This is a genomic window from Pectobacterium araliae (assembly GCF_037076465.1).
Lineage (GTDB): Bacteria > Pseudomonadota > Gammaproteobacteria > Enterobacterales > Enterobacteriaceae > Pectobacterium > Pectobacterium araliae.
In genome coordinates this window covers 795,279-809,256 of sequence record NZ_AP028908.1, presented here as the reverse complement: position 1 = coordinate 809,256, position 13,978 = coordinate 795,279, and the positions used below count along the sequence as shown (strand labels likewise).

The window sequence follows — 13,978 nt, the reverse complement described above, 5'->3', positions numbered from 1 at the left end:
TTGTTCCCTTCCTCTTGCAGGCGGTGGATTGATTACCACCTGCAAGCGCCTGGGTTAATGGTTAAGTAAATAAAATCTCGTCTCAATATTCAGTCTGCGTGTGCTATGCACGCAGGCTGCTCAATTCACTGAGCGCTGCCAGCAACGCATCTTGTTCCGGCTGATGTTGACGCAACTGTTCGGTAAAGGCGGTTTTCCCCGCCGGCGCTAACCGCTCCACCTCGTCGTTTTGAGTAGCATGTGAAGGCAGTTGCCTCGCGCCACGGTCGGTCGCCATTGCTGCACCATCGCCCTGACCGATTTGCAGCGTGATCGGCACCGTCCGGCTGGTGCCGTCTGCGGCTTGCGCTTTCAGCACCAGTTGGATCTGATTCACCTGCACTGCACTGGCATCGGTAATCCGTACCACGCCGCTGCGGGCATCAAACTGCACCCACGCAGGTAGCGGACGCCCATTCGCCAGTTGCAGCGTCAACGTGGCATTGCCTTCGCGCACGCTGAACATGCGCTGCGGCAGGCTAAAGGCGAGTGCGCCAGAAGCATCCGGTTGTAACGCGCCCTGCACGCTGCTGAACGCCGATTCCAGTGAGGTTGTTTGACCGCGTACGCTCAGGAACAGGGTGGAGTCCGCCGGAGAAATTGCCGAACTGTCACGCACCGCGGTGTTATCGCGAGACGAGAAGTTGACCTGATCCAACGTCGGCATCAGTTGTGACATCACAGGATCGAGTACCCAAGGCGCATCCGACTGGCGTGCCGTATCGGCATCGCGCTGGCGTATCGGTTCGATGTTGGTGTTAGCGGGTGACAGCTGTGTTTCTGAGCGAGACAGATCGGCGACAATCGCCCCCAACGGCTGTTCGTGTTCTCTTTCACCCGCATCAATAGGCAGATTCACGCTCTGCTGCACCAAAATCACGGGTGCCACAGCCGCGGTATTATCAGGATTGACGGGCTCGGTCGGTGTACCGGGATCAACCGGTGTCGAAGCGGCATTAACCGTCAGCGCCACGGACAGCACCGTCGCGTTGCCCGCGCTGTCCGTGGCGGTAATAGTCAGGTTGAATGTTCCCGCCGTTGACGGGGTGCCGCTGAGAGTACGGGTTGCGCTATCAAAGATCACCCCGTTAGGCAGTTGTGCAGCGTCAAGACGTACCGTTAGCGTGTCATTCTCAGGATCGCTAAACAAACCTGCGGGCAAGGCATAAACCCAGTTCGTGCCAGCCTGTGCTGTAGGCGGAGTGAACAGTTCAGCATGACCAACCGGCGGCAGGTTCACTTCTCTCGATAACGTAATACCTAACGTTTGCGCCGCCGAATCGGCTTCACCGTCATTGAGCACCAGCGTCAGCGATGTCGTATTCCCCGTCAACGCTGCACTCGTCGCCCAGCTAATCTGGCGTGCTAGCGCCGTTGTATCCGCACGGGAAAGGGCAGCCGTGAAGGTAACAGTAAGCTTGCCATGCACCTGCGTGAAGGTCGCAACCGCCTGTCCCTCTTTGCTAATCACGCCATTCGCTAAGGTGAAGCCATTGCCCGCGGTAAAATCGAAACGATCGCCTGCTGAAGCCGTTTCGCCGCGCTGTAGCGTAATCGACGCCCCCTGATAATTCCCCGCCCCGCCGTTCAGGGCATCCAGTTCCGCATCACTGAGGACAATCGCTGGCGCGACGATAACCGCCGGACCATCAACGTGGTAAATCGGCAGGCTGGAGGCTTCATCCAACACGGTTATGCCGTTGCCAACGGTAATCAGGCCGCCGTCAACCGGCAACAGATGAGTGGAGCCTGCACCGTTATTTATCGGCGTATCGAGCTTTATCAGCGTGTTATCGCTCAACACATAGCGCGTGAGCGAACCATCGCTTTGCGTCACATACAACACCCGCGCATCGGCAGAGAGAGCGATATCTTCTACCGTCAATCCGCCATCAATGGTACTCAGGTGCGTCAGTTCGCCTGTCAGAGGATCGAGGTGGAAAGCATCAATTTTCTGCGGGTTTTCCGTAACCTCAAATTCGCCGGTCCAGCCGTTCAACGAGGTGTTACGGCTGTTAGATACAAAGATAGTGCTGCCATCGTCGCTAACTGCAATATACCGAAGCGCACTCAGATTCACGGTATTGCCGGCTGCATCAATGTTACCTGAATGGATATTAGCCAGCGCGGTCAGTCCGCCGCTGCCATCGCGCTGGTAAACGATCAGCGTTGAGCCATTACCAGCATCGGTGACAACAAATACCCGATCGCCCTGGCTGACGATATTGGTCGGTGCCCACAGATAGGGAGGGGTAGACATATCGTTAGCAAGATCGTCGATATGGTTCAGTGCTCCGCTGGTAGTATCGCGGCTGTACATTTTCACGGTGAACTGGTCGATCAGATAGAGGTTGCGACCATCTTCCGACAAGGTCATCCCCTGAAGATCCCAAAGATCGCCGAGCGTCCCTTTTTGTTCCAGCCCCCCTTGCGCATCGACGGCAAACCAAACGATAGTGTTGCTGTTGCCTTCAGTTTGCAGGGCATACAGACCTGCACCATCGCTGGTGAGTTGCAATTGGGTGATATTGGCTACGCTGGATATCGTGTGCTGGAAGGTCAGCTCGCCATTGCTGGTATCCCGACTGAATAACGCGATGACGCCATGCCCATCAGCAATGTAGACCCACTTACCATCGGCAGATGCCACACTGGCCGTTGGTGTAGTCAGGCCTGATTCGGCCAAATCCAGCGCCTGTAGATGCTCAAGATCGCCCTGTGATAATACCGGGTCGGCGCTGGCAGTCGGCACATCGTTGACGGCATTAATTATGATCGAAATGCCCAGTGCCGCCGATGCCAGGCCGCGCTGGTCGGCTAAAGTAATACTCACCGCCACGCTTTCCGGGGGAACATCGCTACTGCTGGCATAGGTAATCTGCCGTAACACATTCTGTACATCCGCAGTGGTAGGGATAGAACCTGCCGCATCGCTGAAGGTGAAAGTCAAGACGCCGTTGACATTGCTGACAGTACCGATAGCGTTGTCACCTTTGAGCAGGGTCGCGCCCTTCAGGCTCAGGTCATTACCAGCCGCAAGGCCCAGCGTGTCGGCACTGCTTTTGCCTTCCCCTAGCGTCACGGTGATCACCGCACCATCGTAGTTGCCCCGTCCACCGTTAAACGCATCCATCTGCGCGTCAGACACCGTGGCGCCGGGAGCAACCGCTACCGGGGGGGCCTGCTCGGTATATGGCTCTGGTGCCACATCATTGCCCAATGTGGGTGCCGTATTCGGCGAACTGGACGGCGCGAAAGTCACTACAGCGCTTTGCTTAAAAATCGTTACATCATTTTTGGGTTCAGGATGTTCCCAGTCGACATCTTCCACTACCTGCAAACTAATCGTCCGGGTACCACTTTGCGTATTACCGCTATTGCCGTATGTCAGGCTATCAATCACACCAGCGGTGTGTTCCGATGTTTCGCCAAGATAGAGGGTGACAACCGTTTTACCTTCTTCAATCGTCACCATATAAGTCATTCCGGTCGCCGTTGTTGCCGTACCGCTGGTGGCGTTATCAAGTAGAATTCGTCCTTGATCCACCCCCAATACATCATTCACATCAGAAGGTTCCAGCGTAATAACAACCCTTGAAATCTTTTGCCCAGACTCAACGGTATCAATGTCCGTGTTTTCGAACAGCTTTACCCTTTCTCCTCCAACATTAAAGATCGGTGTTAAAGCATCCGTACTCACTTTGGCGGCATCATTACGATTTTCTACAATAATTTCAGTCGTCAGCGTATTACGGTTATTCTCTCCGTCATCCAGTGTAATGTTGAATGTCGCCACATTCTGTGGATCATTATTGGTATTGCTATAGGTCATCTGGCGCAATACATTCTGCGCATCCGCTTTTGTCACCGCAGTGGTGAACGTCACCGTCAGCAAACCATTCAGCGGCGTAAAGGTGGCAATCGTGACACTATCTTTCAGGATATTGTTGCCATCAAGCGTTAAACCGTTATCCGCCTTAAAGCCAAAAGTGTCTTCCGAAAGCGCGCCATCCTGTCGGCTAATCGTGATACTAGAACCTCGATAATCTCCCAGCCCGCCGTTCAGCGCATCTAACTGCGGGTCGGATAGCCTGCCGCCCGGCAACAGAGCGATAGCGTCACCGTCTTCAACATAAGTGGAACTTGTCGGTTTCAGCTCTAACGCCAGCAGTGCATCGCTCCAGCTAAACTGACCGACCAGATAGAGCCGCGTGCCGTCGGCGCTCAGTGTGATATTGCGCACTTCGTCAGAAAAATCACCAAAACTTTTCGTCCCACTCTTGGTGAGCGACCCATCGGCGCTGCGGGCATAGAGTTCAATCTGCTTTTCACCTACGAGGAACAACATCGCACCGTCCGCTGAAACAATGACGCCCTTCGCGATCCCGCTCTGCTCAATAGCGCTCTGCGCGGACAGTTTTCCGTCATCCGCCACCGACAGAACATGCAGAAAACCGTCGTCAGCCACATAGAGTGTCTTACCATCCGGAGAAAGCGTGAGCGCCGAAGCAAAATAGAACTGCTCCGTCGCATTCGGGTCCTTACCCTGCGCCGATGCCACAAATTCGAGCGAGCCATCGTTGCCTACGTGAAACACGCTAACCAATGTCGTGCCACCCGTAGTGCCAACATATAAATATTTGCTGTCAGCGGAGAGAGACAGCGCGGTGAACTGCGTGTCTACATCTAGAGTCGTTTCGGTGTCCTTCACAGCCCAGACATTGTCGTCGCGTGAAAATACCGTCAGGCTGCCGCCCGCCGTCACGTAGATGTGATCGTCCTGCACCACAATGTCCGAAACCATTCCAAGATCGGCGCCAACACTCCCCTGCGATGTCAACTCGCCAGACGCCGCGTCATGGCTGAACAGCGAAATGCCCTTGGAGCCGACGACATAAACGGTATTGCCGTCATCCGAAACCCGAATGTCGGTAGCGCCAGCGAGTGCACTCAGCGTATTGCTATCAACGCTATGCTGCTCGACCAATTCCCCATCCGCTCCGCGCTGGTAAACAGACAATGTACTGACGTCACCCGACTCAGTTGTGCTGATCACATAGACCTTATCCTCTGCGCTGGCCACATCCTGAATACCGTTGATATCAATCTTACCGGCATCAATGAGCGCGCCGATATCGGCATCCAGGATTGGGTGTTCCCCCGTATCCGCAAGCGCGCCAGATGATTCAGCCACATCGCCGCCGTCAATGGGCGTCTTAACCTCGGCCAGTTCCACGGGTTGCGCCTGTTCGGCGACCTCGACTGCGGTGACCACGGCGGCGGCATCAAACATCATGCGTGGTTCCAATACCCACGCCTGACGCGGCGTACGCGCGAAGGCTGAACCAGATTTTGAGCGGGAAAAAGTCATCGTGTCATGTCCTGTAATGAAAGGGGCAAATCGCGTCATTCCTGGCTACATTTAGCGGTCATTCAACCAGCCGAACATAGCCGCCCTCGGTTTCTATCTGGCCGGCGATACGATCCAACCGTTGAATCAATTGATCCTCAACGCCCTCTGCGCCAAAGCCTGCACCATCGATAAAGCTCATGCGCTTTTCGCCCTCGGTACAGACCAGCAAACCCGGCGTCGCTTCTTTGTCGAACAGGTTGCGGCCAAAGTCTTCCGGATCGCCGGGGCGAATGCCGATAAAGTAGAATTTGATGTTGCGCGCGCGGAAGCTGGAACACAGATCGCGAAAGCGCTGTCGTGCGAATTCGCCAGCGACATCCGATCCGCTGTTGCCAGAAAATTGATTGCGATTGAAGTTGTAGCTGTCGGTGTCAAACCAGTTACCAATCGTGTTTGCCATCATCACGATCACCTTTTGCCCGTCACCGTTGCCGTCCAGATTGAAATCCAGCGGCAGCTTGGCATCGCCCCAGCCGTCTGAACCGCGCATGCTTGGTGACAGCGCGGCTCCCGCCCATCCCATAGCGATGGCATAGTTGGTATTAAAACGGGCAGAAAACTGTTCGATACGCTGATTCAGCTTGCTTTCTTCGTTAGTCAGCGGCAGCAGTGCGGCATTCGGGCATCCTTTATCTGCCACGATCCAACGGGTATCCACCGCATCGGTATCGTCAAAATCAGGATTGGGGCCACGCCAGGAGATGGGCGGTGCGCCAGGGCTGCCGTTTTGCGGCAAATCGTGGCGATAATAAATCTTGAACTGGCCGACAGGGGGTTCATCCCAGAAGAAGTTTTCTTCCCGTCCCAACCCGCGATACATGCACAGCAGGTTAGCCCGACGATCCGGGAAACGGCGATCCGCCAGACTACTCACCACACCGCTGGCAAAGAGCGAACGCAGCTCTGGGGGATTCAGCGCCGTCGGTGTAGACCAGCGGCGAATGCGATTGGCATCTTCTGCATCGTATACGCTAACCGCCTGGCTGTACGGCACCAGCGATAGCCACAAATTGTCGCGTTTACCGTCCGCGCTGCTCAGCATGCGTTCAACGAAGCTGCGGCTAACACTTTTCAGCGAGCGAATATCCCCCTCACTCATATCCCCCGTCACCGGCATCACAAAGGCAATTTCGGTCGGGCGGTTGATGACTTCGGAGGTCGAGTACACTTCCTGCGCCCTCGCCCCCAGACTCAGCAAGCTGGGCTTGGTTTCAAAAGCTACAGTCACGGTATAGGTTTTACGTGTAGCGCTATTGCGCCCTTCAATGACGGACACGTCGCCCGCCACCAGTTTTTCACTTAGCGCCTTATTCATTCCCAGATTGTTTTTGACGTAGTCATACGCCAGCTTATTGGTCTCTTCCTGACTGTATTCTTCGCCATTAATGGTCGCCTGATGCCCGACGGCCAACGCAGCGGCATCCGTCGCACGCTTGATCTGCGTCGCATCACCCGTTGACGTTGAGGTATCCACAATGAAAGCCGCCGTCACCAACAGCGCCATAGCGCCTAGCACATAAAACCCTGTACCCGCCCCTTTTTCCTGATGAATAAAGGCAGACAGGCGCTGACGCCAGAACAGAATGATTCCGGTATCGTCTTTTTTTGCTCTTCTGTTCTGTAAGGTTTTTTTCATCAATTCCTATCCTGTGTACCTGGATTCAGCGCGTACTCGTCCCGCCCATAAAACGGGAAAATAAAAACGACATGGCTCATCGTGATAAATTTATTATTCCGGCTTGGGATTACGGATTCCGTTCGTCCTCTTCTAGCCCGGCTTCTTTTCTGAGTGTCTCATCCAGCGTCACCACGCCAATCGCCACCCGGTTGATGGATGAAGCATGTAACATGCCGCCCAGCGACAGGCCTCCCAACAACCCGACATCTTTCCCCTCACGACAGATTTCGACCACCATCATCGAGGTATTCTTACTGCCTTCTTCCCGGTCTCTTTCCGGCAATTCAGGCGTATAGTCTTCACCGGGCAGCGTCTCGCTTTCGGCACAGAGTGCCGCCGCCGTCCCTCGGCTCAATTGCCAATACAGCTCGCCGGTCTGGCGCACGTTGCTGATCAACAGTTGGTAATTCCCAACGCCTTCCGTTGGCAGCACCGTATCAAGCAGTCCCTGTAAGCCTTTTTCATCCAGCTTCTGCTGCATCGCTAATATTGATGCAATGGCACCCACGCGCTGTTCCATTCGCGTCCGCTCCAGCCCAACGGTATAGATATCCGCACACAGCGAGCCAATCGCCAATACAATCGGAAACGCCAGCGCCGTTTCTACCGCAATGGAGGCTCGGTGAGAAAACCAGAAGCGGCGTATCCCGCTCAGAAAACGATTCTTTTTCAACAATCGATTATTTTTCAACAAACGATCAGTCATTACGCAGTTCCGTCCCAAACACATGTTTGTACTGGTAACGGAAGGTGTCACCCAGCGTTAACACTTCCGGCAACGGCGTAATAAACGCCTTTTTGATCTGTACTGTCACGGACCACACAGGCAGCGTTGTGGTTGCCTCGCTATCGGGATCGTCCTGACTGCTATTTCCGTTGGTTAACCCGCCAAGCTGAGTCAGATTGTCGAAGTGCAACACGCTAACGGTTAAATCGTCTTCCTTGAGGTAGCCGTAACCCGCCTCAATCATGCGAGCCTTCAGTCGGGTTCCCATCTGTTCCGCACTGTCCGATACCAGGTTATCAAGACGAAAAGTCTGTACGGCCTTATCCAGCGCGGCGCTGCCGATGGCGATCACCAGCCCGATACGCGCCAGTTCAAACAGCATCATCACGCCAACCAGCACGACGGGCACCAGAAACGCCACTTCCGTCGCGATGACGCCGCAGGTGCTACGCCAGTTGCGGTCATGACGCGGCACGATGCCCTCATCACGCCACGAGCCGGGATTGCGAAACCACGCCATTACTCAGGCGAACTCAATTGCAGACGTTGGCGACTGGATAACAACAGCGCTTCGCCACGAGATTTATCCTGTTGCATCTGCTGTAAACGCTGATTCAGCTCATCGATCAGGCCATCAATACGCTGTGGCTGGGCAATGGTCGCCAGCGCCGCACGTGCGTCAGTGTCTCTGCCGCCAGAAAGGTAGGCCAGCGCCAGATTCAGTCGGCCGGTTGCGTTACTCTCATCCACCGAGCGCAGCAGAGAAATCGCTTTGTCTGCGTTGCCACTCGCCAGCCAGGAGAGCGCCAGATTGTTGAGTGCCGCGACATCTGCCGGGTTCACCTGTAGCGCTTTTTCAAACAGCTGGCGTGCCTCGGCGTGCTTGCCTGAAGCATCCATTACCACGCCCATACCATTGAGTGCGCCAGCGTCGTTTGGTTGTGCTTTCAGTGCACAGGTAAAGTCAGTTTGTGCCATGGCATTACGTCCTAATGCTAGCTGCGTACGTCCCATGCCCAGACACACGGCAAGCGCTTCTTCCGGCGTCATTTTATTGGTATCACCACCTAATGCCTGACGTGCGCGTCCGTACAGTTCTAGCGTTTGTTGTGGCGAGCGCACCAGCGCAGCCACGCTGGCATATTCCAGCATCTCTGCGCCTTTCAGCGCATCACGGCTATCAAGACGCGCATACACTTCCGTCGCCGCTTCAACACGTCCCTGATCGCGCAGCAGACGTGCCAGACGCAGACCCTCATCCTTACTGCCTTTAATCGCCATCGAGCTGCCGCATCCCACCAGCACGGTACTGACGATGAGCAGTGCCAACATGGGCGCGCCGCGCTTAAGTTTTGCTACCAGATCGACCATTTTCGCTAACTCCATCGGTTGTAATACTGGTGATTTCCGGCACATATTGGAAATCGATGTTTTTAAAAACCATACCTTGGCAATCAAAACTACTGCGCCAGCAGGCGGACCACTCGCACCAGTGCAGGCGATGCCATAATGGCGATAATCGGCGGTAGGATCAGCGCCATCAACGGCACGCTCAACTGCGCAGGCAATTTGCCCGCTTTCTCTTCCAGCACTAAAATCAGCGTCTTGCGGCTTTCATCCGCTATGGTACGCAGCGCTTGAGACAGCGGCGTACCGTAGCGCTCCGCCTGAATCAGTGTCGCAACCATACTTTCGATCTCGCTGACGCGAGTACGCTCTGCCAAATGCTTCATCGCCAGCGTGCGATCCGACAGGATCTGTAATTCGGCCGCGGTGTAGTGCAGTTCATCCGCCATTTCCGGTGACGACAGCCCCAACTCTTTTGACACCACCTGTAGTACGCGTCCGATAGGCAAACCTGCTTCGGCGCAGACCACCATCAGATCCAGCGCATCCGGCACCGCACGCGCCAGCTTTTCACCCCGACTTGCCGCACGCCACTTCAGCCACCACTCCGGCACCATAGAGCTGACAAAGAAACCAATTAGCCCTGCGGCGATCCCCGTCAGGCCAGCACGGTCGGCTGGTGGCAGCCATCCCCACACCAGCGCGATAGCAAGTAGCGCCCCAGAAGCAAATTTCCCCATGACCAACCAGCCCACCGCTTCGTTACGGCGGAGACCTGCCAGATCCAGCAGGCGGCGCAGGTTACGACGATCGCGTTCCGATCCCGACAGACGTTCCCCCTGTGTGGCAAGGGGCTGCAATAGCTTTTCCAGCAAGGGAGAGAGGGTTGTTCCCTGACCTCTCAGGATATTTTCCTGAGAGATCGCCTCTATAGAAGCCGTGGGCAGGTGCCCGCGCATGCGAATTTCCAACTGCTTGTATTGCTGTGTTTTATGCTGCATACGGGCCAGATAAATACCCGCCACCATCAGCACGAGCGCCAGCAGCAGTAAGGGATCGTCAAAAACAGTCATGAATGGCTCTCCCTTTACCCTATCCGTTTAACCATAACGTGTGTCACCAGCATGCCGATTGAAACGCTGCATAAGGCGTAAATCAGTACCGTCGTTCCCACCGGATCGGAGAACAAAAAGCTGAAATCCTCTGGCGATTTCATATACAGATAGGCCAGACAGCCGGGGAACAGTGCGGCGACAATCTTGGCGGACGCGCGCGCTTCAGACGTCTTGGATTGCACTTTCAATTGCAGTTCCCGACGGTCGCGCAACGTAGCGGACAAACGCTCCAGCGTTTCTCCTAGTCGTCCACCCGCCTCCTGATTGATGATCAGAATCACCACGAAGAAACGGTACTCGGCCATCGGCACTCGCGTCGCCGAGGCCTGAATCACCTGACGCAGCGGGATACCGAGCCGCAGCCAGTGGTCGATCGTCTTGAATTCATTCGCCAGCGGCCCGGTTAAGTGCTCGGCGACAATCGAGAAAGTATTCGCGACGGGTACACCTGCACGGCAGCTACGTGTAATCGCATCAATCGCTTCAGGCAGGCTCTCACGCAGTGCTTTCAGGTGCTTTTGCAAAGTTGATCGGAACATCAACATACCGATACTGACAAACAGCAGCAGTGTAAATATCAGCCCCATCGTCAGTGGCAGCAGAGTCCGTTGCCCCAGAATCATGCCGAGTATCAGGCTGGCTGCCGCCAGCGCAAGGGAACGCTGAAGCAGGTTCTTTTTCCAGCCAATAAACGCCATCTGCGCCCAGAGGATCGCCAACCAGCGTCCGACAACAGGAATGCCCATCAGCGGCGTTTTAATCTCGTCACGTAGAATGGAATCAGACGCCACAGCGGCTACCGATGGGCTAACCTCATTCAAAACCTGTTGCCAGCGTTGTTCACGCTGCATGCGTTGCTGACGTGATTTTCTCCAGGCGTTGACCACCAAAAGCAGCATCAGCACGCTGCAAAACACCAGCAGCGTAATCAGATTCAGGCGTAAATCACTCATCGGCGTCTCCTCAGCCCATCACTGCGCATCAAACAAATGCGCTTTATCGCTGTAGAACTGCGGGCGCTGTATGTGCTGAACATATTCACCCGTCAACAGACCCTGTCCATCCATCCCCTGAATATTGAAGCTGAACAGATCCTGAAGCTGGATCACTTCATTCTCCATGCCACATACTTCGGTAATGGACACGACACGGCGCATGCCATCACGCATACGCTCGATTTGCACGATCAGGTGAACGGCGCTGGCGATCTGCCGACGGATCGCCATCAGCGGCAGCTGCATGTTCGCCATCATCACCATGTTTTCCAGACGCTGTATCGCATCACGCGAGGTATTGGCGTGCACCGTACACAGTGAACCGTCGTGGCCGGTGTTCATCGCCTGCAACATGTCAAAGCTCTCGCCACCGCGCACCTCACCCAAAATGATACGGTCTGGGCGCATACGCAGCGCGTTACGCATGAGATCACGCTGATCGATGCGCCCCGTACCTTCGGCGCTGACAGGGCGGGTTTCCAGTCGCACGACATGTTCTTGCTGCAATTGCAGTTCGGCGGCATCTTCAATGGTGATGATGCGATCGGTACTGCCGATTTTCTGCGACAGCGCGTTCAGCAGGGTGGTTTTACCCGCCCCCGTACCACCAGAGACGATCACGTTAACGCGTGCCTGCATGGCTTTGTTCAGCACATCCGCCATCGCATAGGACATACAGCGGCGCTCCGCCAGCATTTCCAGCGACAGGTTGCGGCGCATGAACTTACGGATCGAGATCGTGGTGCCGTCGATCGCCAACGGATAGGTGATGACGTTAACGCGGCTGCCGTCAGGCAGACGCGCATCCACCATTGGACTGGCTTCATCAATACGCCGCCCTACTGCGGCGGCAATACGCTGCGCGGTGTTAAACACATGTTCTTCATCGATGAAGGTAATCGGCGACAGCTCCAGCTTGCCAAAGCGCTCGACAAACACCTGACCAGCACCGTTAACCAGAATATCGTTGACCGTGTCATCTGCCAGCAACGGCTGGATCGGCCCGATCCCCGTCATCTCATCCAGCATTTCGGTGGCGATGGCTTCCTCTTCCTGTCGAGAAAGCTGCAAGCGCTGCTCATCACAGATACGGCGGATTACCGTTTCGATCTGTACCAGCAGCTTGTCACGCCCCATCACCGCCGCTTTACCGGCGTCGATTTGATCGTAAAGCTGTGCGCGGATAATACGGCGCTGGCTCGTCCGGTTGTCCGTCTGGCGGGCTGCTGGCGCAGCAGATCCTGAAGACGTATTCGCCGCTGGCTGCGTGCGGTTATCCGCAGCGGGACGCGTTTTCAGTTCTGCCACATTGGCAGCAGGCGCTGGCTGAGGCGTGCTTTTTCCTGCTTCACTTTTTTGCAGGTTATTCTTGCGAATCAACATAATCCTGAACCCAAAGGCAGTCCGTAACCCTAAAATAGTCGGTTAACCCTGTGGGAAACACCGACCGCTGAACATCATCAGGCTCGCTTTAACCACCGCGAGAACCAGCGTTTTTCCGCCTGTCTGGTGCGTACACCGCAGGCTAAATCGACCAGTTGGCGTAATCCTTGCTGGAAAGCAGGCGCGGCGGCGAAATTTAATGCGCCGAGAGCGAGGCTCTGCGCCAGCGCATGACCGGCATTAGGCAGCACGACATCAATCTTCCGGCCAACAAATTGTTCGAACTGATCGCGACTGAGCGGCGCAGTCGTGGCAAAGCGGCTCTGGTTATGTACCAACAGCAAACGCTGCCCTTCGCTTTCATCACCGATCTCATTCAGTACGCGCCGTACATTACGCGCATCCTGAAGCGTCAATTCCGTCACGATGATGCGCAAATCTGCATAGGTCAGCACATCCAGCGCCCCATCCGGGTAACTGCTGGGCAGATCCCAAATGACCTGATTGAACATGCGGCACAGCGCCCCGCCGAGATTCAGTACGTTATCTACGTCAACCGGGCTCAGTTCACCCAATTCCGGCTTCTGTGCCAGCAGGTGCAAGCGCGTATCGACACGCAGCATGGCACGCTGAAGCAGTCGGGTATCCAGTTCCTGCGTCCCCAATACCGCAGCCAGCCCCGCATCATCGGTTTGCCCCTGCAACAGCAGTTGGTCACCGTTGCGGCGGTCAAAATCCACCAGTGCCACGGGTAAATGACGCTCACCGGACAGCAGACGGCTCAGCCCCATCGCTACCGTACTTCCGCCGCTTCCGCCGCTGGCGCTGACGACCGCAATCGTCCTGCCAGTACGGGCATATTCCGGCCCGGCCTGCTGGCCTTCGCACTTCGCCAGCGTTGCCGCCAGCAGATCCAGCGTGAATGGCTTCACCAGATAATCCACCACGCCCGCCTGGAGCAGTGCGCGATACAAGCCAACATCCTGCTCTTTGCCCGTCGCAATCACCTGGCTGGTAGGGCCGCAGACGCTCAGCAACTCTTCCAGTGCCGGAAGCGGCCAGTGCGTCTCTTCCAGATCCACCAGTAAAATGTGTGGCGGTACATTCAACTCACACCACTGCCGAGCAGCGGCGATACCGCCGGGCATTACCGGAACATCCGGTTGTTTCAGGCGCGTGAAGAGATCGCTGATATCGGCTACATCACGTACGTCATTGGCGAACGCGACCAGCGGCAGCGACAGTTCTTCACCATCGTTAGGGGTAATTTCACTCATGGAA

The 13,978-nt window shown here is 55.6% G+C and carries 9 protein-coding genes; all 9 read right to left on the bottom strand.

The window, feature by feature from the left end; all coding sequences use genetic code 11:
* Positions 1 to 103 precede the first annotated feature (103 nt).
* Positions 104 to 5,410: a beta-propeller fold lactonase family protein gene (locus AACH44_RS03665; RefSeq protein WP_338659507.1), complete on the bottom strand. Its 5,307-nt coding sequence runs from the start codon at positions 5,408 to 5,410 to the stop codon at positions 104 to 106.
* Between the two features lie 58 nt (positions 5,411 to 5,468).
* Positions 5,469 to 7,088 carry a Tad domain-containing protein gene (locus tag AACH44_RS03660; protein ID WP_261847198.1) on the bottom strand — a complete coding sequence of 540 codons (1,620 nt, stop codon included), beginning with the start codon at positions 7,086 to 7,088 and terminating at the stop codon, positions 5,469 to 5,471.
* 109 nt (positions 7,089 to 7,197) lie between these two features.
* On the bottom strand, positions 7,198 to 7,836 hold the full coding sequence (locus tag AACH44_RS03655; RefSeq protein ID WP_261847197.1) for a TadE/TadG family type IV pilus assembly protein: 639 nt from the start codon (positions 7,834 to 7,836) through the stop codon (positions 7,198 to 7,200).
* Positions 7,829 to 8,377 carry a hypothetical protein gene (locus AACH44_RS03650; protein WP_261847196.1) on the bottom strand — a complete coding sequence of 183 codons (549 nt, stop codon included), beginning with the start codon at positions 8,375 to 8,377 and terminating at the stop codon, positions 7,829 to 7,831. The genes AACH44_RS03655 and AACH44_RS03650 overlap by 8 nt, the downstream gene beginning before the upstream one ends.
* A complete protein-coding gene (locus AACH44_RS03645; RefSeq protein ID WP_261847322.1) occupies positions 8,377 to 9,228 on the bottom strand; it encodes a tetratricopeptide repeat protein in 852 nt (283 codons plus the stop codon). Before AACH44_RS03645 ends, AACH44_RS03650 begins: the two co-directional genes overlap by 1 nt.
* A gap of 89 nt (positions 9,229 to 9,317) precedes the next feature.
* Positions 9,318 to 10,277 (bottom strand): type II secretion system F family protein, encoded by a 960-nt coding sequence (locus AACH44_RS03640; RefSeq protein ID WP_261847195.1) that lies wholly within the window; start codon positions 10,275 to 10,277, stop codon positions 9,318 to 9,320.
* A gap of 14 nt (positions 10,278 to 10,291) precedes the next feature.
* Positions 10,292 to 11,272 (bottom strand): type II secretion system F family protein, encoded by a 981-nt coding sequence (locus tag AACH44_RS03635; protein WP_261847194.1) that lies wholly within the window; start codon positions 11,270 to 11,272, stop codon positions 10,292 to 10,294.
* Between the two features lie 18 nt (positions 11,273 to 11,290).
* Positions 11,291 to 12,697 (bottom strand): CpaF family protein, encoded by a 1,407-nt coding sequence (locus AACH44_RS03630; RefSeq protein ID WP_261847193.1) that lies wholly within the window; start codon positions 12,695 to 12,697, stop codon positions 11,291 to 11,293.
* Between the two features lie 77 nt (positions 12,698 to 12,774).
* A complete protein-coding gene (locus tag AACH44_RS03625; RefSeq protein ID WP_261847192.1) occupies positions 12,775 to 13,974 on the bottom strand; it encodes a hypothetical protein in 1,200 nt (399 codons plus the stop codon).
* Positions 13,975 to 13,978: the final 4 nt, after the last annotated feature.